This is a genomic window from Kitasatospora sp. NBC_01287, from assembly GCF_026340565.1.
Lineage (GTDB): Bacteria > Actinomycetota > Actinomycetes > Streptomycetales > Streptomycetaceae > Kitasatospora.
Genome location: NZ_JAPEPB010000001.1, coordinates 1,954,190 through 1,977,818, shown reverse-complemented (window position 1 = coordinate 1,977,818; position 23,629 = coordinate 1,954,190). Strand labels below are relative to the sequence as shown.

The window sequence follows — 23,629 nt, the reverse complement described above, 5'->3', positions numbered from 1 at the left end:
GCGGAGAACGGTAGGAAGTCGACCGGTGATCCGTCCAACATATTTTGCGGCTCATCATGAGAGGCAGTGCCTATGGAAGTGCCTATGCTGGGGGTATGCAGCTGCAGCAGCTCCGCTACTTCGTCGCAGTCGCCGACCTGCGGCACTTCACCCGCGCCGCTGACCACGAGCATGTCGCCCAGCCTTCGCTCTCCCAGCAGATCCGCTCGCTGGAGCGGGAGTTGGGCGCGGAGCTGTTCCACCGCACGCGCGGCAACATCGCCCTCACCGACGCCGGCCAGGCGCTGCTCCCGCTGGCCCGGCGGATGCTGGCCGACGCCGAGAGCGCCCGGCTCGCGGTCCAGGAGACGGTGCAGCTGCGGCGCGGCCGGGTCCGGCTCGGCGCCCCGCCGAGCCTCTGCGCCAGCCTGGTCCCCGACGTGCTGCGCGCCTACCGAACCCGCCACCCGGGCGTCGAGCTGCTGGTCGGCGAGGACGGCTCGCGCGATCTGGTCCGCACCCTGGTGGCCGGTGAACTCGACCTCGCGCTGATCATCACACCGCAGGCGGGTCCGGCTCCTGGCCTGGCGGTCACCGAACTGCTCTACGAGGACCTGGTGCTGGTCTCGGCCCCCGCCGCATCTCCGGCCGCATCCCCTGCCGCCGCCCTCGTCGCCGGGGGAGGCCCGGCCCGGATCGAGGATCTGCGCGGGCAGCCCCTGGTGATGTTCCGCGAGGGATACGACCTGCGCGAGACCACCCTCGCGGCCTGCCGGGCGGCCGGCTTCGAGCCCGAATTCGCGGTGGCCGGCGGCGAGATGGACGCGGTGCTCGGCTTCGTCCGGGCCGGTCTGGGCCCCGCGGTGCTGCCCGGCATGGTGGCCGCCCGCAGCGGACTGGCCGTCACCCCGTTCGCGGCCCCGGGCATCGGCCGGGTGATCGCGCTGGCCCGCGGCGCCGAACTACCGCTCAGCCGGGCGGCCGCCGCGCTGCACGAGGTGCTGCTCGACCACCTCGCCGAGGCCGGCCGGGTCGGCGCGCTGCCCCCGGGCACCCGGCTGCTGACGGGCGGCTGACCGGCGCCTGACGGGCGGCCGACGCGTGGATGGCGAAGGGGCGGCGGAACGGTGCGGGGCCTGCCTGACGGACCGTCAGACACTCGGCGACTGGTCGTCCCGGGGGAAAGACGCGGCACGGGCGCGATCGAAGGGGTCGGGTGCGTGCAAGCCTCGAACGCCCACCCGTATCCTGGCCTACCAGCACGGACGCCGGTTCGCGGGAGCTGCTCCACCCGCTCCGGCCGCCGTCCTCAACGCCCCGCCTGCCGCAGTCTTCCCCGACAGTCTGCCCCGCACTCGAACCGGACGGTTCTCAATGACAGTACTTCCCGTGCAGAACGCCGATGTACCGCCGCAGGACCGCTCGGCCGGTCCTGTCGCCGACCGTGCGACCGCCCTCCGCGAGGACCTGCTCCGGTACGCCGAGCAGGGCGGCTTCACGCTGGCCGCCGACACCCACGCCTGGTACGCCGCCGTCGACACCGTGACCGGACCCGAGGAGGCCAGGGCCGCCTCCACCGTCCTCGCCGAGGTGCGCGGCTGCGACCAGGACGTGCTCCGCGAGGCCGCCGCGCTGCTGGCCGCCGAGGCCGCGCTGCGCGAGCCGGCCACCCTGGCCGAGGTGCTGACCTTGGTCGCCCTGCTCCGCCGGGTCCAGGAGACCGCCGTCACGCTGCGCTCGGGCGCCTACGAGGCGGACCTGGACGCGCTGGCGGCGGCCACCGCGAACGGCAGCTGGCGCAAGGAGCGCGGGCTGCGGATCTCCTGGGGCCAGCGCCGCAAGCTTCGCGCGGAGGCCAAGCGGCTCGCGGTCGCCGACCGCCCGCGCCGCGACGCGCTGCACGCGGCGCTGATCGCGGCCGCCACCGAGCGCACCGAGTGGCAGTCGCTCTCCCCGACCCCCGGGAGCACCGCCCGTCCGGTCGACGCCGAGCTGCTGGAGAGCACCGGGCTGGCCGCCGACACCCTGGCCGGCGCGGTCCGCGGGCTCGGGCGGCTGCTGGCGGACCGGGAGCTGACCGAGCTGCCGTTCGCCGAGCTGGCCGAGCTGGTGGACGCCCTGGCCGCCGACGAGGGCACCCTCTTCCGCCTCCCCGAGCTGCGCACCCTGCGCGCCGCCCTGGCGGACGGCGGTCTCACCGAGCTGCTGACCGAGCTGGCCGAGGCCCGTGCGGACCGCGCGGCGGCCCAGGACGCCTATGCGCGCTGGGCGGGCGAGGACGGGCAGCCCGCGACCGAGGAGCCGGCCCAGCCCGGCCCCGCCGTGGTCGAGGTGCCGGCCCAGGCCGCCGCCGAGCCGGTGATCGAGGCCGCCGAGGCCGTCGAGATCGTCGAGGCGGTGCTCCCCGCGCAGGCCGTGGCTGAGCCCGAGCTCCGGACCGAGCCGGTTGTCGAGGCCGAGCCCATCGCCGAGGTCGAGCCGGTGGCTGAGGTCGAGCCCGTGGTCGAGGCTGAGGTCGAGCCGGTGGCTGAGGTCGAGACCGAGCCCATCGCCGAGGTCGAGCCGGTGGCTGAGGTCGAGCCCGAGGCTGAGGCTGAGGCTGAGGTCGAGCCGGTGGCTGAGGTCGAGCCCGTGGTCGAGGCTGAGGTCGAGCCGGTGGCTGAGGTCGAGCCCGTGGTCGAGGCTGAGGTCGAGCCGGTGGCTGAGGTCGAGCCCGTGGTCGAGGCTGAGGTCGAGCCGGTGGCTGAGGTCGAGCCCGTGGTCGAGGCTGAGGTCGAGCCGGTGGCTGAGGTCGAGCCCGTGGTCGAGGCTGAGGTCGAGCCGGTGGCTGAGGTCGAGCCCGAGGCCGCTGCGGACCCCGAGCCCGCCCCCGCCGAGGAGCCCCTCGCCGAGGAGCCCCCCGCCGTGACCAAGCGCCCGCGCCGCCCCAAGCGGCCCGAGCTGGCTCCCGGCCGCCCGATCACCGCCTACTCGGCCGAGGAACTGCTCGCCCTGGTCCGCTGGATCGACACGGACTTCGTCACCCGCACCGACGACGAGCTGCTCCGCGCCGCCATGAAGGAGCTGGGCTTCGCCCGCCTCGGTCCGCGGATCAAGGAGGCGCTGGCCGCCGCCGTCAGCGCCGCCCGTCCCGCCGAGTAGCCCAGTCACACATGGAGCCACCGGGGCCCGGTCCGAGCGCGTCACTCGCTCGGACCGGGCCCCGGTCGTACTGCTGCCCTCGGGCGGTCAGTCCGCCGGCCGGCTGGTCAGCAACTGCGCAGCTCCGGCGTCTGGTTGAGCAGCTGCGCCCGCATCGACACGAAGCGCTGGTAGTCCGCGCCCTGCTCCGCGCCGACCGGGAAGACCGCCACCCGGTGGCAGTTCATGAACGCCAGCCGCACTCCGAAGTGCCGCTCCAGGCTGCCCCGGATCGAGTCGCTCGCCATCGCGCGCAGCAGCTGACCGCGCTCGGCGTCCGACGGGGGCTCCTCGTGGTTGTCCGCGAACGGGCCGCCGTCGGAGGCCAGTTCGCCGGTGAGCCGCTCGACCATCCGGTAGGCGAAGGGCAGCGAGTCGCGGACGGTGGCGACGAAGTCGGCTTCGGCCACCTCCCCGGCCTCGGCCTGGGCGAGCAGTTCGGGGGAGACGGTGAGGGACATGGCGGTGCGCTCCGGTCGTTCGTCCAGCACTAAAGGAAATGAAATCCATTTCCACTTATGGTCCTGATCGTGGCCCACGCCCTGACGCCCTGTCAACCGACATGCCGACGTGCCGACGTGCCGAAGAGCCGCCGGGGGCGGCCGACCCGAGGCCGGCCGCCCCCGGCGGCTCCTGCTGCGCACTCCTGCTGTGCGCTCCTGCTGCGCGCTCCTGTCGTGTGCTCTGGCTACTGCAGCGGCACCGACGGCAGCGAGCTCGGCGGCGTCCCCTGCAGTGCGCCGCTCATCGAGTCCCGCCAGATCGGCCCGGCCAGCGTCCCGCCGAAGGCCTGGTCGACGTAGTGGCCGCCGATCCGCTGGCCGTCCAGCGAGGTGGTGCCGTTGTCGTCGCTCACCACGGTGGCCCCGGAGAGCTCGGGGGTGTAGCCGACGAACCAGACCTGGTTGCCGTCGTTGGTGGTACCGGTCTTGCCCGCGCTGTCCCGGTCGGTCAGGCCGGCCGGCGCGCCGGTGCCGTCCTGCACCACGCCCTTGAGCATGGTGCTCACCGTGTCCGCGGTGGTGCTCGACATCACCTGGCCGCACTGGCCCTGCGGCACGTTCAGGGCCTTGCCGTCGGCGTTGGTCACGCTGGTGATCGCGGTCGGCGAGCAGTAGGTGCCGTGCGCGGCGAAGGTGGCGTAGACGCCGGCCATCTCCAGCGGGGTCAGGTCGTTGGAGCCCAGTGCCATCGACGGCACCACCTGCAGCTTCTCGCCGCCCGCCTGCTGCGTGATGCCCATCTTGTTGGCCATCTGGGCCACGTTGCACAGCCCGGTGTCCGCCTCCAGCGAGGCGAAGTAGGTGTTCACCGACTCCGCCATGGCCGGGGCCATGGTGAACGGGCCGACCAGCGAGGTGCTGTCGTTGTGCACGATGCTGGTGCTGAGGGACTTGTACTTGTAGCCGGTGCAGTCCGTCATGGCCGGCCACGGCATGCTGTACGGCGAGTCGTAGGACTGCGAGGGCATGATCCCGTTCTCCAGCGCCGCCGCCGCCACGATCGGCTTGAAGGTCGAGCCGGTCGGGAAGCCCAGGCCGCCGCCCATCGACTTGCCGACGTTCAGGTTGATCTGGGTCTGGTTGGCGTTGACGCCGTACGGGCGACTCTGCCCCATCGCGATGATCTTCCCGGTGCCGGGCTGCACCTCGGTCGTCGCGGTCGCCGCCTTGTCGGTGGCGTAGACGTGGCTGGTCACCGAGGTCTGCAGGGCGGCTTGCGCCTTGGGGTCGAGCGTGGTGTGGATCTGCAGGCCGCCGCGCTGCCAGAGCGCCTCCCGGGCCGCCGAGCTGGAGCCGAACGCCGGGTCGCCGAGCACCTGGTTCTTCACGTAGTCGCAGAAGAAGCCTTCACCCTGCTGCGCCGTGATGCACCCCTGCTGCGGCTTGCTGACGTTCAGCGTCACCGGGGAGTTGATCGCGTCGTCGGCCTGGGCCTGGCTGATCGTGCCGTACTGCGCCATCTTCCGCAGCACGGTGTCCCGCCGGTCCTTGGCGGCCTTCGGGTTGGCCACCGGGTCGTAGCCGGTGGGCGACTGCACCAGGCCGGCCAGCAGCGCGGCCTGCGGCAGTGTGAGGTCCTTGGCGTGGACGCTGAAGTACCGCTCGGCGGCCGCCTCGACGCCGTAGGCCTGCTCGCCGAAGAAGGTGATGTTGAGGTAGTTGGTCAGGATCTGGTCCTTGGTCAAGGTCTGCTCGACCTTGATCGCGTACTTCATCTCCTTGACCTTGCGGCCCACGGTCTGCGCCTGGGCCGCCTGCACGGCGGCCGAGTCGTCCCCGGCCTCCTCGACGAAGACGTTCTTCACGTACTGCTGGGTGAGCGTGGAGGCACCCTGGGTGCCCCCGCCCGAGGCGTTGCTGCCCAGGGCCCGCAGCACGCCCTTCACGTCGATCGCGCCGTGCTCGTAGAAGCGGTTGTCCTCGATGTCCACCAGCGCCGACTTCACCAGCGGGGATATCTGGTCGCTGGGGACCACCGTGCGGTCCCGGTCGTAGACGGTGGCGATCACGCCGCCGCTGGCGTCGTAGATCGTGGAGGCCTGCGAGAGCGGGGGCGTGGTGAAGTCGTCGGGCAGGCTGTTGAAGTCGCCGACGGCACTCTTCGCGCCCAGTCCGAGCCCACCGACGGCGGGCAGCGCCAGCCCCGCGGTGAGCGCGCCGGCCACCACGCTGACACTCAGGAACGTGGCGGTGAGCTTGGTTTTGTGGACGAACGAGCCCGAGTTCGACGAAGACATGGATCAAACCCTAGGCACAAAAGATGAGTAAAACGGACCAATCGGCGCGCGGCAGATGTCACAAGCCTGCGACAATATGCCCCAAATGATCATCAAGCGGCTGATCATGGGAGCGGAGGTGTTGACATGACCGCCGTCGGCCCGCTCGCCGCCGCCGCTTCGCCGCTCGCCGCCGTCCCGCTGCCCGCCGTGCAGTTGGCGGCCACCCCTGAGCTCCCGGGGCCGCTCGCCGCGCTGGCCCCCTTCCTCACCCAGTACGGGTACCTGGCCGTGGGCCTGCTGGTGCTGCTGGACAACGCCGCGCTGCCGGTCCCCGGGCAGACCGTGCTGATCCTGGCCGCCGTCTACGCCGGGGCCGGGCAGCTCGACCTGGCGGCGGTGATCACGGTCGCGGTGCTCGCGGCGGTGGCGGGCGACTGCCTGGGCTATCTGCTGGGCCGCTACGGCGGGCGGGCCCTGGTGCACCGCTACGGCCGCTACGTCGGGCTCACCGGCCCCCGGCTGGTCAAGGCCGAGGACTTCTTCGCGCGCAACGGCGGCCGGGTGATCCTGGTGGCCCGCTTCATCGACGGGCTGCGCCAGACCAACGGCATCATCGCCGGCACCACCGGGATGCCCTGGCGCCGCTTCATGGTCTGGAACACCGCCGGCGCGCTGCTCTGGGTCGGTGCCTGGAGCACCGCCGGCTACCTGGCCGGCAGCGACATCGACCAGGTCTACCGGACCGCGCTGCGCTACCAGCTCTACCTGCTGCTGGCCCTGGCGCTGCTGCTGGTGGCCCTCGGCGTCCGGCACCTGCTGCGCCGGCACGAACGCCGACGCCGCCACTGACGGGGTGGGACAGGGCGGCGTCGGCGGGGGCCGGGCGGGTCAGGGGAGCACGCGCTCGACGGCGGCGGCGCCGTCCCGCTCCAGTGACCGGCGGGCCTTCTCGATCAGCGCCGGGGTCGGGTCCTGACCGGAGGCCATCACCAGGTCGATCGGGTCGACGGGGTGCTCGGCGCCGGTGTGCAGCAGGTGGTCGGGAGTGGGCGACTCACTGTCGGTGGGCTCGGACATGGGAGGCCTCCGTGGATCGGGGCGTGTTCGGCCGGATGGCCCTGCTCCCACGAGTGTGGAGCCGAAGCGCCCGCCCGCGCACCTCCGGCGCGCGGGAGTCCGCGATGACGGCGGATTTTTCTCCGGCCCGCGTGGCCCACCTGGCCCGCCCCGCGTGGCCCGCCTGGCCCGCCCCGCCGCGGTGCGCGCGAACTGGGCGGCCGGTTCGCCCCCTTGGCCCCCTCGGGGGCGCCCCGGGGCCGGGGCGTGCATAGTCTGCGGTCATGACCAGCCACGATGTGACGTCCCGGGTCGGGGCGCGTTCCCGGGAGCAGGTTGAGAGCGCGCTCGCGCGCCTGGAGTACATCGGCGACACCCCTTTCGAGCACTCGCATGCTCGGGACGGTGCGCTGGACGGCTACCGGTGGGCGCTCGGTACCAGCCGACTCGCCCCCATCACCGCCAGTGTCGCCAGCGGACCCGAGGGGCCCTGCCCGGCCCAGCTCGGTGCCGAACAGCAGGCCGCCCAGGTGCGCCACCTGGACCTGCGGCTGCCCGACGAGGTGCGCGAGCACGCCCGCGGCGCGCACGACGCCATCGCCTGGATCTCCGGGCGCAGCGACGTCCAGCCGTAGCGCCCCGGCGCAGGGCCCCGGGCCGGGCCGCCGCCGCGCGCCGGGACGGGCCCGGCCGGCCTACCCCAGGTGGCGCCGCAGGAACTCCAGCTGGTGCTCCAGCAACTGCGGGAAGACCGGGGAGGCCGAGCCCGCGTGCGTCACCCCGCTGAGCGGGAGCACCTCGTGCGGGCGGCCGGCGGCGAGCAGCGCGCTGGAGAAGCGCAGGGTGTTGGCCGCGAAGACGTTGTCGTCGGCCAGCCCGTGGATGAGCAGCAGCGGACGGCTCAGCCGCGCCGCCCAGGTCAGCGGGGAGCAGGCCGCGTAGTGCTCGGGGTGCTCCTCGGGGGTACCGAGGTAGCGCTCGCGCCAGTGGGTGTCGTACAGGCCCATGTCGGTGACCGGGGCGCCGACGACGGCGGCGTGGAAGACCTCCGGCCGCTTCAGCACGGCCATCGCGGCCAGGCCGCCGCTGAAGGACCAGCCGCGGATCCCGACCCGGCCCAGGTCCAGCTCCGGGTGGCGCGCGGCGACCTCGTGCAGCGCGGTGACCTGGTCCTCCAGTACCGGGCCGAACGCGTCGCCGTGGACCTCCCGCTCCCAGCGCGGCCCGCGCCCGCGCACCCCCGAGCCGTCGGTGACCAGCACCGCGAAGCCCTGCTCGGCGAACCACTGGGAGATCAGCGCGTGCGCCGACTGCTGGGCGAGCACCTTCTGGAAGCCGGGCCCGGCGTACGGGTCGAGCAGCACCGGCAGCGCCGGGTCGCCCGGGCGGTGCCAGGACGGCAGGAAGAGCACGGTGCGCAGCTCGCGCTCGCCCACGGCGGCGAACTCGGCACGCAGGGCCAGCAGCGGCTCCTCCACCCCGGAGGCGACCGGCACCGCCGCCCGGCCCGGGCGCAGCACGGTGCTCCGCGAGCCGGCGTGCCCCAGGGTGCGGGCGGTGTGCACCAGGGTGCCGGCCCGCAGGACCCCGTGGTGGACCCCGGGCTCGGCGCTGAGCGGGCGGGCGCCGTGCTCGGGGTGGTAGGACCACAGCTGGATCTCGACGGGATCCGGCGAGGCGGTGAAGAGCACCGCCTCGCCGTCGGTGCCCAGCACGGCGCGCAGCTCGACGCCGGGCTCGGTGACCGGGGTGCCGGCCACGGTCAGCCGCCGGGTGTCGCCCTCGTCGACGGAGCCGAGCAGCGCTCCGCCCGCCGTCCGCGCGGGCAGGCCGGGCAGCAGGTGCACCCAGTGGTCGTCGCGCTGCTCGGCCAGCACGGTGGTGGACCCGTCGGCGAGGTCGATCGCCAGGACCTGGACGGTGCGCTGGTCGCGGCTCTGCACGCTCGCGAGCGGGCCGTGCGCGTCCCACCCCGCGGTGGCCAGGTACTCGAAGGCCCGCCGGTCCCAGCGCACCTCGCGGCGGCTGCCGTCCAGCTCGGTCAGCCAGAGCGTGACCTCGGCGTTGGCGCTGCCGGCCGCGGGGTAGTGCACGGCGCGCGGCGGCTTGGCGGGGTCGGCCGGGTCGGCGAGGTACCAGAGCAGCACGTCGGCGTTGTCCACCCGGGCGACCAGCAGCCGCTCGCCGTCGGGGGCCCACCAGTAGCCGCGGTGGCGGTCCATCGACTCGGCCGCGACGTGCTCGGGCGCGCCGAAGGTGACGGCGGGCCCGTCGGGGGCGGCCAGCGCGTGGTCGCCGGTGCCGTCGGCGTCGATCAGCCGCAGGGTGCCACCGCTGAGGTAGGCGATCCGGCGGCCGGTCGGGTCGGGGCGCGGGTCGACCACCGGTCCCTCGGCGGGCAGCCGGCGCGCGGCCCCGGTGGCGGTGTCCACCGTCCAGAGGCTGCCGGAGAGCGCGAAGACGGCGAGGCTCACGGCCGCGTCGGTGCTGTAGCCGATGATGCCGGCGGCCAGGGTGCGGCTGCGCTCGCGACGGGTCCGCTCCTCCTCGGAGAGCTGCTCGCCCGCGCCGCCCAGCAGTTCGGCGGGATCCACCAGCAGGCGCTCGCGCGCGCTGTCGAGGTCCAGCGCCCACAGGCAGGTGACCGGGTCGTCACCGGTCCTGGTGCGCAGGAAGAAGACCGTGGCGCCGTCGGGGGCGACGGTGAACTGCTCGGCGGCGCCGAGGGTGAAGCCACGGGTCCGGGTCAGCTGGTGGGGCAGCGAGATCGTCGGCATGCTGACACTCTGTCATCCCCCTGGTCCGGGCCGGGTGGCGGGTCCGCCGGGGCGGTCAGCTGTTGGGGTGGTCAGCCGTCGGGGTGGTCACGTGTCAGGTCGGTCAGGTCGGCAGGCCGAGGCCGGCGGCCAGGGTGCCGAGCGCGGCGTTCAGCGCCTGCCGGGCCGCCTCGTCCAGGTCGGCGGTCAGTTCGGCGTCCAGCTCCTGGGCGAGAGTGGTGCAGCGCGCCAGCAGCTCGCGGCCCGGCTCGGTCAGCACCAGCTGCTGGCGGCGCCGGTCGTCCGGGTCGCGCAGTCGGCGTATCGCGCCCAGCGCCTCCAGCCGGTCGGCCACCGTGACCACCAGGCTGGGCGCCACGCCCATCAGCCGGGCCACCTCCAGCTGCGAGGCGGGGCCACCGTCCTGGAGCAGGTGCAGCAGGACGACGTCCTTGAGCTTCAGGCCCAGGGTCTCGACCCGCTCGGTGTAACGGTGACTGGCGATGGTGCCGACGGTGCCGAGCCGGTAGGAGAGCGTCGCGGCGAGCGGGACGGGGGTGGCGGCATTCATGCGGGGAACGGTAGCACGGACAAACCGTTCAGAATGAGAATAATGTGGACGTCATGCTACCCGGGTGCGGGGTGGGCGGCAGGGGCCCGCAGGTGTGCGAGGTGCGCCGGGGAGAGGTGGTGCCGGTGGTGGCCCGGGGCCGGCCGGGCGCCCGTCGGTCGCGTGACACCCCGGTGGCGACCGGGCGGTGACGGGTATTCGCCTTTCCGGTGTCCGGGCGCGGCCAATCTGGTCGTCCGGGGTGCGGCGGCCGCCCGGCAGGGCCAGGCTGGGCACATGGACGGAGTCGAGCGGCCACACAGGGTGACCGAGGCCGAGCCGCCCAGAACCGTGGAGACCTCCCCCTGGAGCTGACCCGATGACCTCGGACCTGACAACCCACCAGCTCACCGCCGCCCGGCCGCCGATCCCGATCGACTACCACCCGATCGACGGCCCCGCCCAGCAGTTGCTGGTCAGCGGTGAGCAGCTGCATGCCGATGCCTGCCTCTACTGCGGCACCGACCAGCAGCAACTGCACACCGCCGGGCACGCCTACACCCACAGCGGCGGCCTCGCCTGGGTGGTCGTCGCCTGTGCCGCCCACCTGGCCCTGGGCCGGGCCGAGGTGCAGGCGGCCCAGGCCGCCCACGCGGCGCACGCCGGCGCCGCCGAGCCGCCGGGGCCGGCGGGCGAGGCGGTGCGCGCGGGCTGACGGTCCGTCGAGGCCGGGACGGGGCCGCTCCGATCAGGAGTGGCCCAGTCCTGCTGCTGTCGGGTCCTGCCGTGGCGGTCGGTCTCAGACATGGGTCTCAGACACGGGGCCCGGACGAGGCTCTCAGACGTGGGTCTCGTACGAAGGTCTCAGACGTGAGTCTCAGACGGGGGTCTCGTACGAAGGTCTCAGACTTGAGTATCAGACGGGGGTGTCAGACACAGGTCTCAGACATGGGTGTCAGACGAGAGTGTCAGACGCGAGCCTCAGACATGGATCTCGGACATAGGTCTCGGACAAGCGTGTCAGGCGGGGGAGCCGAAGTCCTGGGTCCACCAAGGGCCGTTGGGGCCGAGGTGGATGCCGACGCCGATCTCCTTGAAGGCGCAGTTGAGGATGTTGGCGCGGTGGCCGGAGCTGTTCATCCAGCTGTCCATCACCGCCGCCGGGTCGGCCTGGCCCTGGGCGATGTTCTCGCCCCAGCTGCTCCACTGGTAGCCGGCCTTGTCGATCCGCTGCTGCGGGTCCGCACCGTCGGGGTTGGTGTGGTCGAAGAAGTGGCGGGCCGCCATGTCGTCGGACTGCCCCTGGGCGGCCGCCTGGAGCTTGCTGTTGGCCGTGAGCGGCCCGCAGCCGTTCTGCGCGCGCTGGGCGTTGACCAGGTCGAGCACCTGCTGGGCGTAGCCGGCCACGGTGGCCGAGGTGCCGCCGCGCGGTGCGGCGGTGCTGGGCGGCGCCTTGGTCGTCGCCGCCGCGGTCGGGGTCGACGGGGACGGGGAAGGGACGGTGGAGGCAACCGGCCCTTCGGTGCTCGGCGTGGCGCTCGGCGCGGTGCCGGAGGTCGCGCCGACCAGTGGGTAGGTGCCGTGGAAGAGCAGCGAGGCGGGCTCGGCGGCGGAGCTCACCGCTCCCGCGGCGTGCGCGGTGGTGCCCTGCGCGGGCTGCAGCCGCCAGAGCAGGCCGGTGGCGGTCACCGCGGCGAGGGTGCCGATGGCCAGGGTGGCCAGCGCCTTGCGGCCGCGCGGCCGGGTCGCCCGCCGCCGCCCGCCGCCCGGGCGGCGGCGCCCGCCGTGTCCCGGGGTGCGGCGGTGTGCCGTGCTCTCGCCTCGCCCGGTGTCGCTCCGGCCCGAACTGCCCCGGCCCGAACTGCCCCGGCCCGAACTGCTCCGGCCTGGTGTGCCCCGGCCCGCGCCGTTGCCGGCCGCGTTCGCGTCGGCCGTGGGCCGCAGGTGCAGCCGCCGGGGGAGCGGCAGCAGGGCCAGGCCGGCCAGCAGGCCTTCGGCCGGCACCAGGTCGCGGACCTGGCCCTGGCAGGTGGCGCAGCCGCCGGCGTGACGGGCGATCCGCTTGCGCCACAGGGCGGCGGGGGCGCCGTCCCAGTCGGCGGTGAGCGCGGCCAGCTCCGGGCAGGCGGGCCGGGCGGCCAGCGCCCGCACCACGACCCGGGCGGTGTCCAGCCGCTCCTTGACCCGCTGCACCCGCACCGCGGCGTGCTGCGCGCTGAGCTCCAGGGCGGCCGCCAGCTCGGCCCGGCTCACCTCGCCCGCCGCCTCCTGCCACCACAGGGCGAGCAGTTCACGGTCGGCCGGGTCCAGCCAGCGGGTGGCCTCGGCGACCTCGCGCCGCTGCCCGGACAGGCCCAGCCGGGTGATGGTGAGCCCCACGAAGTCGGCCGCCGGGTCGGCCAGTTCCCGTGCCTCGTCAAGGCCGCCGCCCAACTGCGCGGTGCGGGCGCTCTGCTGGTCGCGGTGGCGGTGGCGCACCTGGTTCAGCGCGATCGCCACCAGCCAGGAGCGGAAGGCGCCCGCCTCGCGCAACCCGGGCAGGCCGTCGACCGCCCGCAGCATGGTCTCCTGCACCACGTCATCGGTGTCCGGGTGCCCGTTGAGCGCGCGTCCCACGATGTTGTAGACGAGCGGCAGGTGCCCGGCGATCAGCTCCTGGCGGGCGTGCTCGTCCCCGGTCCGCGCCCGGTCCACCAGGCGCTCCGCCTCGTCGGGGTTCCCGGGTTGCCCCGGACCCGTCGGATTCCCGCCCGCTGCCGTGTCCACCCGTGCCCACCTTCTCCGTCAACCGACCTGTCCACCATGGGAGAGCCGTGCGGGGGCGGCCGATAACGGAAATCTCCGCGCGGATCCTGGTGTATCCCGGTGGATCCCGCCGGACCCCGGTGGAGCGCGCGGGAGCCTGGTGGGCCCCGGCCGTGCCGGGTCGGCCCCGCCGGGATGCCAAGGAACCTAACAGGCGCGGGGCGCCGGCTCGGGCGCCGGGCCGGTCAGCGGCAGTCGCGCCACCAGGCGGGCGCCGTGCGCGGCCGGTTCGGCGGTCAGGGTGCCGCGGTGGTGCTCCGCCAGGTCGCGGGCGATGGCCAGCCCCAGGCCGGTGCCGCCGTGGTCGCGGCTGCGCGCGTCGTCGAGCCGGGTGAAGCGCTCGAAGACCCGCTCGCGGTCCGGCTCGGGGATGCCGGGTCCGTCGTCGGTGACCTCCAGCACCGCGAGGCGCGCCGCGGGGTCGGCCCGCAGCGCGAGGGCGACCCGCTGGTCGGCGAACCGCTGCGCGTTGTCCAGCAGGTTGGTCACCACCCGGGTCAGCCAGAGTCCGCTGCCCGCCACCTCCACCCCGGGCGCCAGCTCCGCGCGGATCGGCAGCCGGTCCCCGCGGCGCTTGCCGATCGCCTCCTGGACCAGGTCGCTCAGGTCCAGCCGGTCCGAGGGGCAGGGCTCGGCGGCGTCGATCCGGGCCAGCAGCAGCAGGTCGGAGGCCAGGTGCTGGAGGCGCTCGGTGTCCTCCAGCGCGCCGCTGATCAGCTCGGGCCGCAGCGCTTGGTCCGGCACCGCGAGGGCCACCTCCAGCTGGGTGCGCAGCACCGCGATCGGACTGCGCAGCTCGTGCGAGGCGTCCGCGATGAACTGGCGCTGGCGCTGCCCGGAGGACTCCAGCCGGTCCAGGGTGGCGTTCATGGTCAGCGCCAGCCGGGCCACCTCGTCGTGGGTCTGCGGCACCGGGACCCGCCGGTGCAGGTCGCGGTCGCTGATCGCGGCCACCTCGGCCCGGATCGACTCCACCGGGCGCAGCGCCCGTCCGGTCACCCACCAGGTGACCCAGGCGACGGTGAGCAGCAGCAGCGGCACGCCGACCGCGAGCGCGGCCGCCGTGGTGGAGTCGGCGGCGTCCGCGTCCCGCAGGGAGGTGCCGGCGTAGACGGTGACCAGGCCGCCACCGGTCTCGGTGGTGACCTGCACCACCCGCTGCCGGTGGTCCTGCCCCAGGCCCGCGACGTCCATGGTGCTGCGCACGGTGCCCGGCACGACGGGGCGGTGCGGGGCGACCGGGGGCCGGCCCGTCAGGTTCTGGCTGGACGTCAGGACCTTGCCCCGCGCGTCCACCACCTGCAGGAAGTCGGCTCCGTGGGTGGGCGGCAGCAGCGGGTCGAGCCGACCGGCCACCGCGAGCTGGGCGACCGCGGTGGCCTGCGCGTCGGCGTCGGTCTCCGCGTTGTGCAGCAGGTTGGCGTCGAGCAGGCCCAGCAGCGCGAGCGAGGCGATGGCCAGGGCGATCGCGACCACCGCGCTGGCCCCCAGGGTGGCGCGGGCGCGCACGGTCATCGGCCGCAGCCGGCCCAGGCCCCGGCGGCCGGGACCCCCGGGTGCGCCCAGGCCCGCCGCGCCGAACCCGCCGAGCCCCCGGAACCCGCCGAGCCCACCACGCCCGCGGAGCGGGCCCGCCGGTGGCTCAGCCACCGTCGGCCGCCAGCCGGTACCCGGCGCCGCGCACGGTCTCCAGCGCCGCGCGCCCGAACGGCGCGTCGATCTTCCGCCGCACCGCGCTGATGTGCACCTCCACCACGTTCGGATCGCCCTCGAAGGCGCTGTCCCAGACCTGCTCCAGGATCTCCCGCTTGGGCACCACCTCGCCCGCCCGCCGGGCCAGGCACTCCAGCACCGCGAACTCGCGGGCGGTCAGCTTGATCTGCACCCCGCCCCGCGAGCAGCTGTGCCGGGCCGGGTCGAGCACCAGGTCGCCGAACTGCAGGCTCTGCGGCCGGCGCCGGCCGGTGCGCCGGGCCAGCGCGCGCAGCCGGGCGACCAGCACCACGTAGGAGAAGGGCTTGGAGAGGAAGTCGTCGGCCCCGGTGTCCAGGGCCTCGGCCTCGTCGTACTCGCCGTCCTTCGCGGTCAGCATCAGGATGCCGGCCTCGTTGCCCGCCGCCCGCAGCCGGGCACAGACCCGGTAGCCGTTGACCCCCGGCAGCATGATGTCCAGCACGATCACGTCGTAGTCGTGCTCGCCGGCCAGCCAGAGGCCCTGCGGCCCGTCGTGGGCCACGTCGACGGTCATCCCCTCGGCCTGCAGCCCACGCTGCAGCGCCGCGGCCAGCCGCCGTTCGTCCTCCACCACCAGTACACGCATGACGACAAGGATCCCAGGCGCCCGCGGCCGTTTGCTGAAGACCCCTTCAGGTTCCTTCAGCTCGGCTTCAGCTGGGGGCCTCCATGCTGTGGCGCAGCAGTTCACCGGGACGGGTGGGCAGCACAGGTCGGCAGCAGTTCAGCCGCCGGACACCTGGTGTCCGGCTCCAGGCCAGAAGGGCTCCCGCTGGGCGCCCTACCGTCCGTGCGAGGCGGCCGGCGGCCGCACCGCACGACGAGCTGGACCGGCTCCGACAGGGATCTCGGGGCCGGTCCGTCAGGTTTTTCCGGACCGGGTCCGGCACGGGGCGACGGGGGGACCCACCGCGACGGGGCCGGGTCGCCGGCACCCGGGCGGTCACGCGCACGCGCGACGGCCACGGGCGGACCGGGCCCAGTGCCCGGTGGTCCCAGCACATCCGTGAGACGCAGTGAAGTCGCGGGTGCGGCTTCCGTCGTCGGCGGTGGCGGCGCCCGCCTGGAAGGAGCCTGATGCGGTCGACTCAGCCGCGCCGGATCACCGTCGTGTCCGCGAGCGTGGGGGCGGGTCACGACGGCGCCGCCCGCGAACTGGTCCGCCGCCTGGTGGCGGCCGGGTTCCAGGCCGAGTGCCACGACTTCCTCGACCTGCTGCCGCCGGGTTGCGGGCGCCTGCTGCGCGGCAGCTACGCGCTGGAGCTCAAGGTCGCGCCGTGGGCCTGGGGCTGGCTGCTGCGCGGGCTGGAGCGGCACCAGGGGTCCAACTCGCTGGTCGGCGGGCTCTTCGCGAAGGCCGCCGCCCGCCGCACCAGGAAGCTGATCGGCCAGGACGTGTGCGCGGTGGTCTCCACCTACCCGCTGGCCAGCCAGGCGCTCGGCCGGCTGCGCCGCCGCGGCGAGCTGCCGGTGCCGGTGGCCACCTTCCTCACCGACATGTCGGTGCACCCGCTCTGGGTCGCCGAGGGCGTGGACCTGCACCTGGCCCTGCACCCGGTGGCCGCCGACCAGGCCCAGGGCCACGGCGCGCGCCTGGTGGAGATCTGCGCCCCGCTGGTGGGACCGGCCTTCCGCCCGGTCCGCTCGGCGGCCGAGCGGCAGCGCGAGCGCACCCGCTTCGGCCTGCCGGTCGACCAGCCGGTCGCGCTGATCACCGCGGGCTCCTGGGGGGTCGGCGAGGTGGAGCAGACGGCGCGGGAGATAGCCGCCTCCCAGGTGGCCGTCCCGGTCACCGTCTGCGGTCACAACGAGGCGCTGCGCGAGAAGCTGACGGCTGCCGGGACCGGGGTGGCGCTCGGCTGGGTGGACGACATGCCCGCCCTGCTGCGGGCCTGCGACGTGGTGGTGCAGAACGCCGGTGGGCTCACCTCGCTGGAGGCCATGGCCAGCGGCGTCCCGGTGGTCAGCTACCGTTGCCTGCCGGGCCACGGGGTGACCAACGCGGCCGCGCTGGACGAGGCCGGGCTGGCCGTCTGGATCCGCGACGAGCAGCGGCTCGGCAAGGTGCTGATCGACGCGCTGGCCGAGGTCGCGCCGCCGCGCCGCCGCGCCGCCCCGGGCGCCGACGACCTGGTGGCCGCCCTCGCGGGCGCGCTGCCCGCACCGATCCTGGAGGTGGCCTCATGAGCCTCACGAAGCCCGGCCGCGCCCTGGCGCTCACCGCCGGAGCCCTCGCGCTGGGCCACGGCCTGCCCGCGCTCACCTCGCTCGGCGCGCTGCGCCCGCTGCTGGCCCCGCGGCTCAGCGGACCGGGCGACGCCGGGCACGTGGCGCTGACCTTCGACGACGGCCCCGACGCCGCCTCCACGCCGCTCTTCCTGGAGGAGCTGGCGAAGACCGGCACCAAGGCGACCTTCTTCCTGCTCGGCCGGATGCTGCAGCGGGCCCCGGGCCTGGGCCGCGAGCTGGTCGACGCCGGGCACGAGGTGGCCGTGCACGGCTGGGCGCACCGCCCGCTGCTGATCCGCTCGCCCCGGGCCACCCGGGACGACGTGGCCCGGGCCCGCGACCTGATCGCCGAGGTCACCGGGCAGCAGCCGCGCTGGTACCGGCCGCCGTACGGGGTGCTGAACACCGCCGCGCTCTTCGCGGCCCGCGAGAACGGGCTGCGTCCGGTGCTCTGGACGCACTGGGGCCAGGACTGGACGGCGCGTGCCACCCCGGACTCGGTCATGCGCACCCTCACCAGGGCCCCGCTGGCCGGCGGCACGGTGCTGCTGCACGACTCCGACTGCACCTCCGCGCCGCAGGCCTGGCGCTCCACCCTGGGCGCGCTGCCCCGGCTGCTGGAGCGCTGCGCCGAGGAGGGCCTCAAGGTCGGCCCGCTGCGCGAGCACGGGTTCTGAGTGGGCCACGGGTTCTGAGCAGGCCGCGGGTTCTGGGCGGGCGGGGAGTCGGGGCAAGGGAGTTGACGGGCCGTCAGCATTGAGCTGACGGCACGTCAACTCCTTCGGCTCAACTCGTGGTCGGCCGCAGCACCACCGGCAGGTTCCGGTGCCCGTTGGAGATGAACGACTCCACCGGCCGCAACTCGCCCTCGGCCAGGGCCAGGTCGGGGAAGCGCTCGAAGAGGGCAGGCAGCGCGACCGTCGCCTCCAGGCGGGCCAGTGGTGCGCCCAGGCAGAAGTGCGCGCCGTGCCCGAAGGCGACGTGGTCCTTGTTCGCCCGGGTCAGGTCGAAGACGTCCGCGTCCGCGCCGTGCACCGCCTCGTCGCGCCCGGCGGCGGCGTAGGCCGCCAGGATCGCCTCGCCCTTGCGGATCAGCACGCCGCCTGCCTCGATGTCCTCGATCGCGTACCGCAGCGGCAGGTTGGCCACGGGCGAGCGCACCCGCAGCGTCTCCTCGATCACGTCGTTCCACGAGGCCTGTCCGGAGCGGACCAGGGCCAGCTGCTCGGGGTGGCTGAGCAGCAGCTGGATCGCGTTGTCCAGCAGGTTGACGGTGGTCTCGTGCCCGGCGCTGATCACCAGCAGCAGGGTGTCCAGCAGTTCCTGCTCGGTGAGCGTGCTGCCGTCCCCGCCGTCCTCCTCGTCGCGGGCCGAGATCAGCGCGCTGGTCAGGTCGTCGCCCGGCTCCTTGCGCTTGAGCGCCACCAGCTCGCCGAGGATCTGGTAGACCCGCTCGACGTTCTCCTGCGCGGCCTGCGGCGTGATGGTGGTGTCGAAGAAGCCGTCCACGCAGGCGCGCAGGCCGGGGTGCAGCTGCTCGGGCACCCCGAAGAGCTCGCAGATGACCTGGATCGGCAGCGGGTAGGCGTACTCCTCACGCAGGTCGGCGGCGGTGCCGGGCGGGGTGGCCGCCAGCTTGGCGAGCAGCTCCTCGGTGATCCCCTCGACCCGGGGGCGCAGCGCCTCGGTGCGGCGGTTGGTGAAGGCGCCCGCCACCAGGCGGCGCAGACGGCGGTGTTCGGGGCCGTAGGCGGTGAACATGTTGTCCACCGCCACCCAGATCATCAACGGCCAGTCGGCGGGCACCTCGCCGTTGACGAAGGCGGCCCAGTGCCGGCGGGCGCTCTTGGAGACCCGCGGGTCGGCCAGCAGCTGCTTGACCAGCTGCTGGCTGCCTACCGACCACGCAACCACGCCACCAGGGAGTTCCACCTGGGCCACCGGCCCGTCCTGGTGGATCCGTCGGGCCTCGGCGTGGATATCGGCTCCGGCAGGGTCGATCCGGTAGGGGCAGCGGTCGGGTTCCATGGGCGGTCTCCTGAGGTGTGGTCGGGTGCGCTGCCGGCCGCGGTGGGCTCGGCGGGCAGCGGGCGGGGCGCGGTGGATCCGGCCGCCATGCCCGCGGTCGGGGCGTCGGCGGTCGGGGCGTCGGCGTTCGGGGTCGTCGCGGTGGAAGGAGCGGACGGAGCGGACGGAGCGGACGGAGCGGACGGGGTGGACGGTGTGGACGGTGTGGCTGCGGTGGTGGGCGGGAACCGCACCGGCAGGGCGGTCAGCGCCCGGTGGAAGGGCCCGGGGCGCCAGGTCAACTCATCCGGCTTGACGGCGAGTTCGACATCGGGCAGGCGGTCGAGCAACTTCTCGACGGCGACCGAGGCGATCAGCCGGGCCGGGCCCTGGGCCGGGCAGGCGTGCGGCCCGGCGCTCCAGGCCAGGTGCGCGCGGTTGCCGGTGCGGCTGGTGCCGGCCAACGCCGGGTCGGTGTTGGCGGCCGCGAAGCTCACCACCACCGGCTCGCCCTCGGCCAGCCGCACGCCAGCCAGGTCCACGTCCCGGACCGGGAAGTGCACCGCGTAGTTGGCCATCGGCGGGTCGGTCCACAGCACTTCGTCCAGGGCGTCCTCGACCGGCAGGCTGCCGCCCGCCAGGTCGCCGGCGAAGCGGTCGTCGGAGAGCAGCAGCCGCAGCGTGTTGCTGATCAGGTTGAGCTGCGGCTCGGTGCCCGCGCCCATCAGCAGCACCAGGTGGTGCAGCATCTCCTCGTCGCTCAGCGCGGCCGGGTGGGCCATCAGCCAGCTGGTCACGTCCGCGCCGGGCCGGGCGCGCTTGAGCGCGACCAGCTCCAGCATGGTGCTGGTGAGTTCGGCGTTGGCCCGCTCGGCGTCGACGCCGTCGAAGATGCCGGACATGCCGTGCACCAGGCGGTCGCCGAAGTGCGAGGGGGAGCCGAAGAGTTCGTTGAAGACCAGCAGCGGCAGCGTCCGGGCGTAGTCGGCCACCAGGTCGGCCTCGCCGCGGCCGGCGAAGTGGTCGATCAGCCGGTCGGCGCTGCGCTCGACGTAGCCGCGCAGCGCGTTCGGGTCCACCCGTTCCAGCGAGTCCACCACCGCCCCGCGCAGCCGGTCGTGCGTGTCCCCGTCGCTGAAGAGGCAGTTGGGGCGGTAGGCCATCATCGGCACGGTCGGGTTGTCCGGTGCCACCCGGCCGTCCGCCAGGCCCCGCCAGCGCCGCGCGTCCTTGGAGAAGGTCTCCGGGCTGCGCAGCACGTCCAGCGCCGCCTGGTAGGAGATGGCCAGGGTCGCGGTGGCCCCCGGGTAGAGCTCGACCGGGGCGAGCGGGCCGTGGGTGGCCCGCAGCCGGGCGTAGACATCGGCCGGATCGGTGGCGAACTCCTCGCTGTACAGGGGGAATCCGGCGCTCTGCGACTGGTGCGCGGGGCAGCCTGGGGGCGGGGTCGGGGTGGTCACACGGGCTCCTGGTCGGTGCGGCTGAGCAGGTACTGGACGAGCGAGATCAGCGCCCGGGTGGCCGAGACCGGGTCGCGGGCGTCGCAGAGCACCAGCGGGGTGCTGGGCAGCAGGTCGAGCGCCTCGCGCAGCTCCGCCTCGGCGAACTCCGGTGCGCCGTCGAAGCGGTTGACCGCGACCGCGTAGGGCAGCCCGTGCTCCTCCAGCAGGTCCATCACCGGGAAGGAGTTCTCCAGGCGGCGGGTGTCGGCGAGCACCAGCGCGCCGAGCGCGCCGAGCGCCATGTCCCGCCAGAGCGGGGTGAAGCGCTGCTGGCCGGGCGCGCCGAACAGGTAGAGCACCAGGGACCGGCTGAGCGTCAGGCGGCCGAAGTCCATCGCTACCGTGGTGGTGGTCTTCTCCGGTACCCCGGTCAGGTCGTCCACCAGGGCGCCGGCCTCGGTCATCGGTTCCTCGGTGCGCAGCGGTTCGATCTCCGAGAGGGTGCCGACGAAAGTGGTCTTGCCGACCGCGAAGTGACCGGTGATCAGCAGTTTGACGGCGGTCCGCACGCCCTCGCCGAGGTAGCTGACGCCCGGTGCGGCGGGGTGGGCCAGGGCTTCAGAGCCGGGCGCGGAGACCATCGAGCACCTCCTGGAGCAGCTGCGATTCGGGCAGCTGGGCCCGGGGCACGGCGGCGCGGGTCAGCAGGTGGCCGCTGTCGACCAGGTCGCCGAGCAGCACCTTGACCACGCTCACCGGTAGCCGCAGGTGCGCGGCCACCTCGGCCAGCGAGAGCGCGCCGTGGGCGCAGAGCTCGACCAGCCGGCGCGGCTCGGGGCCCAGGCCCGCGGCCCCTCGACCGGGTACCGCGGTGACGAGGGTGACCAGGTCGAAGGTGTTGCGGGTGGGCTCGGAGCGCCCGTTGGTCACCACGTAGGGCCGCACCAGGCCCTGGTCGCGCCGCCGCCCGCTCACCGGGCCACCCCGGCGTCCTGCCTGGGCGGGGCGGTCAGCTCCTTGCCGAGCCGGTCGACCAGCTTCTGCATCCGGTAGCTCACCGCCTCCATGTCCACGTTCTCCCCGGCGGAGACCGCGAGGTAGGCGCCGGGTCCGGCGGCGACCAGGAATACGTAGCCGCCGGCGAACTCGATCAGCGTCTGGCGCCAGGGGGTCGGTCCGGCGCCGAGGAAGCCGGCCGTGCTGCGGCTGATCGACTGGACGCCGGAGAGCGCGGCGGCCTGCCGGTCCGCCTCGTCCCTGCTGATGCCCGCCGAGTGGGCGCGCAGCAGGCCGTCGGCGGAGAGCAGGATGGCGTGCCGGGCCTCGGGGACCAGCAGGACGTCGTCGAGCATCCAGCCGAGGTCGTTGGTCGGGTGGCTGTTCATCGCAGGCTCCTAGCGGGGGACGGGCTGCGGCCTGGGGGCAGGTCCAGGTCGCGGGTCGGCCTGGGGTCAGCCGGCGAACGGGGCGTCGGGCGCCGGGCGGCCGGGCTCGGGGCGGGCGGGCTCGGGGCGGGCGGCGTGCCGGCCGTAGCCCGGGGGCGGGGAGTCGGGGGCGGGCTCGGACTCGCGGCCGGCCCGGGTGCCGCGGGCGAAGGCGCCCAGGCGGCGGGCGGTCGCCTCGGCGTCGCGGGTCCACTCCGCGGGCGGCTCGGGGGAGGCGGCGTCGGTGGCGTACGGGTCGGCGGCGTACGGATCGGTGGCGTCGGCGGCGTACGGGTCGGTGGCCCGGGCGGCCTCGGCGAGTTGCTCCTCGCCCAGTGGTTCGCGGCGCCGCCGCTTGGGCAGGCCGCCGGCCGTGCGCGGGCCGATCGGCGGCGCGGGGTGCGCGTCGCCGGGCGCGCCGATGGGCGGCGCGGGGAGGACGGGCGGAGCGGGCGCGGTCGGTGCCGCCTGCGCCGGTGCCGGTGCCGGTGCCGCCTGCGCCGGTGCCGCCTGCGCGGGCGTCGGCCGCGCAGGTGCGGCACCCCGGCGCGGCAGCGGCGCGGCGGGTTGGACGGCTGCCTCGGGCGCCAGTTGGGTGAGCAGCGCGGTCGGCAGGAAGAGCACCGCGCGCACCCCGCCGTACGGCGAGCGGGTGTCCACCGAGACGCTGAACCCGTAGCGCGCCGCCAGCACGCCGATCACCGCGAAGCCGAACTGCGGCGGATCGCCGAGCCTGGTGACGTCCACCTGGCGCTGTCCGGTCAGCAGTTGGCCCGCGAGTCGGGCCTCGCGCGGGTCCATCCCGACCCCGGCGTCGTCGATCACGACGCAGGCGCCGTTGTGCGCGGGCTGCAGGTTGACCTCGACGGTGGTGTTGGGCTGCGAGTGCCGGGCCGCGTTGTCCAGCAGTTCGGCCACCGCCAGCACCACCGGCTCGACCGCGCGGCTGACCACCGCCAGCTCGATCTGGGTGCGCACCTCGACCCGCTTGTAGTCGCGGACCCGGGACTTGGCCCCGCGCACCACATCGCTCAGCGAGGAGGCGGTGCGCTGGCGGCCCGGCCAGGAGCCGCAGAGCACGGCGATGGCCTGGGCACGGCGGCCGAACTGGGAGTTGGCGTGGTCGATCTCCAACAGGTCGCGCAGCACCGCGGGATGGTCGTGCCGCTCCTGCATCTCGGAGATCGCCACCTGCTGCTCGTTCGCCAGGCCCTGCAGGGCGCGCATCGCGCCCTTGAGCGCGGCCTTGGCGTTCTGGTCGGCGCGGGCCTCGGCCCGCTCCACCGCGCCGCGGAACTGTTCGGCCACCGCCCGCAGATTGCGCTCGTACTCGCTGCCGGCCAGCAGCGGATCGGCGACGGCCGGCGGCGTGACGGCGGCGTGCGCCAGCGCCGGCAGCTGCAGGGTGGCCAGCCGCCTGGCCTCCTCGTCCCTGGCACGGACGGCGGCCCGCAGGGCGGACAGCCTCCTGGCTTGGGCCCGACCTGCCAGCCACTGCCGGACCAGCAGGGCGAGGGCCACCAGCAGCCCGGCAGCCAGGCACCAGGTCACCGCCTGTGGGATCTGTGATGACATCAAGTTCCTTGCGCGGGCGGACGGTTCGCTGCTCCCTGGCAGTTCGTGGACACTCGGGTGGGAGCTTTCAGGCGCGGATCATCTAACCAGATTGACAACGGATTGTCAGAAGTAGATCTCATTAAGTGATCTGACGGACAGACATCTGGCCAAGCGTGGCTCGATTTGAT

General features: G+C 74.5%; 21 protein-coding genes. 7 read left to right on the top strand and 14 right to left on the bottom strand.

All coding sequences use genetic code 11. The features are described from left to right. Window positions 1–95 precede the first annotated feature (95 nt). Window positions 96–1,055 (top strand): LysR family transcriptional regulator, encoded by a 960-nt coding sequence (locus tag OG455_RS08210; RefSeq protein ID WP_266291656.1) that lies wholly within the window; start codon window positions 96–98, stop codon window positions 1,053–1,055. 313 nt (window positions 1,056–1,368) lie between these two features. Continuing rightward, entirely contained in the window at window positions 1,369–3,120 is a 1,752-nt protein-coding gene (locus OG455_RS08205; RefSeq protein ID WP_266291654.1) for a hypothetical protein, read from the top strand. A 107-nt stretch (window positions 3,121–3,227) separates the two neighbouring features. On the opposite strand, the gene OG455_RS08200 is transcribed toward OG455_RS08205, so the two are convergent. Beyond that, complete coding sequence (locus OG455_RS08200) at window positions 3,228–3,620, bottom strand: SCO5389 family protein (protein ID WP_266300697.1); 393 nt, start codon at window positions 3,618–3,620, stop codon at window positions 3,228–3,230. A gap of 227 nt (window positions 3,621–3,847) precedes the next feature. After that, window positions 3,848–5,899, bottom strand: coding sequence for a transglycosylase domain-containing protein (locus OG455_RS08195; RefSeq protein ID WP_266291652.1), 2,052 nt, complete (start codon window positions 5,897–5,899; stop codon window positions 3,848–3,850). A 126-nt stretch (window positions 5,900–6,025) separates the two neighbouring features. Here OG455_RS08195 and OG455_RS08190 point away from each other — a divergent pair, with 126 nt between their 5' ends. Beyond that, window positions 6,026–6,730 (top strand): DedA family protein, encoded by a 705-nt coding sequence (locus OG455_RS08190; protein WP_266291650.1) that lies wholly within the window; start codon window positions 6,026–6,028, stop codon window positions 6,728–6,730. Between the two features lie 39 nt (window positions 6,731–6,769). Here the strand turns inward: OG455_RS08190 and OG455_RS08185 are convergent, their stop codons facing one another. Continuing rightward, complete coding sequence (locus OG455_RS08185) at window positions 6,770–6,958, bottom strand: hypothetical protein (protein WP_266291648.1); 189 nt, start codon at window positions 6,956–6,958, stop codon at window positions 6,770–6,772. A gap of 263 nt (window positions 6,959–7,221) precedes the next feature. On the opposite strand from OG455_RS08185, the gene OG455_RS08180 reads away from it, so the two are divergent. After that, window positions 7,222–7,572, top strand: a complete 351-nt coding sequence (locus OG455_RS08180; RefSeq protein WP_266291646.1) for a hypothetical protein — start codon at window positions 7,222–7,224, stop codon at window positions 7,570–7,572. A 60-nt stretch (window positions 7,573–7,632) separates the two neighbouring features. Here OG455_RS08180 and OG455_RS08175 read toward each other — a convergent pair whose 3' ends face one another. Next, on the bottom strand, window positions 7,633–9,714 hold the full coding sequence (locus OG455_RS08175; RefSeq protein ID WP_266291644.1) for a prolyl oligopeptidase family serine peptidase: 2,082 nt from the start codon (window positions 9,712–9,714) through the stop codon (window positions 7,633–7,635). A gap of 103 nt (window positions 9,715–9,817) precedes the next feature. Then, window positions 9,818–10,264, bottom strand: a complete 447-nt coding sequence (locus OG455_RS08170; RefSeq protein WP_266291642.1) for a MarR family winged helix-turn-helix transcriptional regulator — start codon at window positions 10,262–10,264, stop codon at window positions 9,818–9,820. Between the two features lie 358 nt (window positions 10,265–10,622). Here OG455_RS08170 and OG455_RS08165 point away from each other — a divergent pair, with 358 nt between their 5' ends. Then, complete coding sequence (locus OG455_RS08165; protein ID WP_266291640.1) at window positions 10,623–10,958, top strand: hypothetical protein; 336 nt, start codon at window positions 10,623–10,625, stop codon at window positions 10,956–10,958. A gap of 305 nt (window positions 10,959–11,263) precedes the next feature. On the opposite strand, the gene OG455_RS08160 is transcribed toward OG455_RS08165, so the two are convergent. From OG455_RS08160 to OG455_RS08150, 3 genes are all read right to left on the bottom strand, one after another. Beyond that, window positions 11,264–12,937 (bottom strand): sigma-70 family RNA polymerase sigma factor, encoded by a 1,674-nt coding sequence (locus OG455_RS08160; RefSeq protein ID WP_266300696.1) that lies wholly within the window; start codon window positions 12,935–12,937, stop codon window positions 11,264–11,266. Window positions 12,938–13,195: 258 nt separating this feature from the next. Beyond that, window positions 13,196–14,698: a cell wall metabolism sensor histidine kinase WalK gene (locus OG455_RS08155; RefSeq protein WP_266291639.1), complete on the bottom strand. Its 1,503-nt coding sequence runs from the start codon at window positions 14,696–14,698 to the stop codon at window positions 13,196–13,198. After that, a complete protein-coding gene (locus OG455_RS08150) occupies window positions 14,691–15,368 on the bottom strand; it encodes a response regulator transcription factor (protein WP_266291638.1) in 678 nt (225 codons plus the stop codon). The genes OG455_RS08155 and OG455_RS08150 overlap by 8 nt, the downstream gene beginning before the upstream one ends. Before the next feature lie 491 nt (window positions 15,369–15,859). Here OG455_RS08150 and OG455_RS08145 point away from each other — a divergent pair, with 491 nt between their 5' ends. Both OG455_RS08145 and OG455_RS08140 read left to right on the top strand, forming a co-directional pair. Beyond that, the gene (locus tag OG455_RS08145) at window positions 15,860–16,969 is read left to right on the top strand and encodes a glycosyltransferase (protein ID WP_266291637.1); all 1,110 of its coding nucleotides are present in this window, start codon (window positions 15,860–15,862) and stop codon (window positions 16,967–16,969) included. Continuing rightward, a complete protein-coding gene (locus OG455_RS08140) occupies window positions 16,966–17,688 on the top strand; it encodes a polysaccharide deacetylase family protein (protein ID WP_266291636.1) in 723 nt (240 codons plus the stop codon). Before OG455_RS08145 ends, OG455_RS08140 begins: the two co-directional genes overlap by 4 nt. A gap of 109 nt (window positions 17,689–17,797) precedes the next feature. Here OG455_RS08140 and OG455_RS08135 read toward each other — a convergent pair whose 3' ends face one another. The 6 genes from OG455_RS08135 to OG455_RS08110 all read right to left on the bottom strand — a co-directional run bounded on the left by OG455_RS08135 (window position 17,798) and on the right by OG455_RS08110 (window position 23,459). Further along, window positions 17,798–18,952, bottom strand: coding sequence for a cytochrome P450 (locus tag OG455_RS08135; RefSeq protein ID WP_323185439.1), 1,155 nt, complete (start codon window positions 18,950–18,952; stop codon window positions 17,798–17,800). Next, window positions 18,907–20,478 (bottom strand): cytochrome P450, encoded by a 1,572-nt coding sequence (locus OG455_RS08130; protein WP_266291635.1) that lies wholly within the window; start codon window positions 20,476–20,478, stop codon window positions 18,907–18,909. The genes OG455_RS08135 and OG455_RS08130 overlap by 46 nt, the downstream gene beginning before the upstream one ends. Beyond that, complete coding sequence (locus OG455_RS08125) at window positions 20,475–21,101, bottom strand: ATP/GTP-binding protein (RefSeq protein ID WP_266291634.1); 627 nt, start codon at window positions 21,099–21,101, stop codon at window positions 20,475–20,477. Before OG455_RS08125 ends, OG455_RS08130 begins: the two co-directional genes overlap by 4 nt. Then, entirely contained in the window at window positions 21,079–21,435 is a 357-nt protein-coding gene (locus tag OG455_RS08120) for a DUF742 domain-containing protein (RefSeq protein WP_266291633.1), read from the bottom strand. The genes OG455_RS08125 and OG455_RS08120 overlap by 23 nt, the downstream gene beginning before the upstream one ends. After that, window positions 21,432–21,845, bottom strand: a complete 414-nt coding sequence (locus OG455_RS08115; RefSeq protein WP_266291632.1) for a roadblock/LC7 domain-containing protein — start codon at window positions 21,843–21,845, stop codon at window positions 21,432–21,434. The genes OG455_RS08120 and OG455_RS08115 overlap by 4 nt, the downstream gene beginning before the upstream one ends. A 66-nt stretch (window positions 21,846–21,911) precedes the next feature. After that, on the bottom strand, window positions 21,912–23,459 hold the full coding sequence (locus OG455_RS08110; protein ID WP_266291631.1) for an ATP-binding protein: 1,548 nt from the start codon (window positions 23,457–23,459) through the stop codon (window positions 21,912–21,914). Window positions 23,460–23,629 lie beyond the last annotated feature (170 nt).

Bases quoted from the DNA above. Each gene is read 5' to 3' on its own strand.
- OG455_RS08175 (WP_266291644.1), bottom strand. From the start codon at position 9,714: ATGCCGACGATCTCGCTGCCCCACCAGCTGACCCGGACCCGTGGCTTC.
- OG455_RS08170 (WP_266291642.1), bottom strand. From the start codon at position 10,264: ATGAATGCCGCCACCCCCGTCCCGCTCGCCGCGACGCTCTCCTACCGG.
- OG455_RS08180 (WP_266291646.1), top strand. From the start codon at position 7,222: ATGACCAGCCACGATGTGACGTCCCGGGTCGGGGCGCGTTCCCGGGAG.
- OG455_RS08195 (WP_266291652.1), bottom strand. From the start codon at position 5,899: ATGTCTTCGTCGAACTCGGGCTCGTTCGTCCACAAAACCAAGCTCACC.
- OG455_RS08210 (WP_266291656.1), top strand. From the start codon at position 96: ATGCAGCTGCAGCAGCTCCGCTACTTCGTCGCAGTCGCCGACCTGCGG.
- OG455_RS08145 (WP_266291637.1), top strand. From the start codon at position 15,860: ATGCGGTCGACTCAGCCGCGCCGGATCACCGTCGTGTCCGCGAGCGTG.
- OG455_RS08190 (WP_266291650.1), top strand. From the start codon at position 6,026: ATGACCGCCGTCGGCCCGCTCGCCGCCGCCGCTTCGCCGCTCGCCGCC.
- OG455_RS08150 (WP_266291638.1), bottom strand. From the start codon at position 15,368: ATGCGTGTACTGGTGGTGGAGGACGAACGGCGGCTGGCCGCGGCGCTG.
- OG455_RS08165 (WP_266291640.1), top strand. From the start codon at position 10,623: ATGACCTCGGACCTGACAACCCACCAGCTCACCGCCGCCCGGCCGCCG.
- OG455_RS08110 (WP_266291631.1), bottom strand. From the start codon at position 23,459: ATGTCATCACAGATCCCACAGGCGGTGACCTGGTGCCTGGCTGCCGGG.
- OG455_RS08140 (WP_266291636.1), top strand. From the start codon at position 16,966: ATGAGCCTCACGAAGCCCGGCCGCGCCCTGGCGCTCACCGCCGGAGCC.
- OG455_RS08185 (WP_266291648.1), bottom strand. From the start codon at position 6,958: ATGTCCGAGCCCACCGACAGTGAGTCGCCCACTCCCGACCACCTGCTG.
- OG455_RS08115 (WP_266291632.1), bottom strand. From the start codon at position 21,845: ATGAACAGCCACCCGACCAACGACCTCGGCTGGATGCTCGACGACGTC.
- OG455_RS08125 (WP_266291634.1), bottom strand. From the start codon at position 21,101: ATGGTCTCCGCGCCCGGCTCTGAAGCCCTGGCCCACCCCGCCGCACCG.
- OG455_RS08200 (WP_266300697.1), bottom strand. From the start codon at position 3,620: ATGTCCCTCACCGTCTCCCCCGAACTGCTCGCCCAGGCCGAGGCCGGG.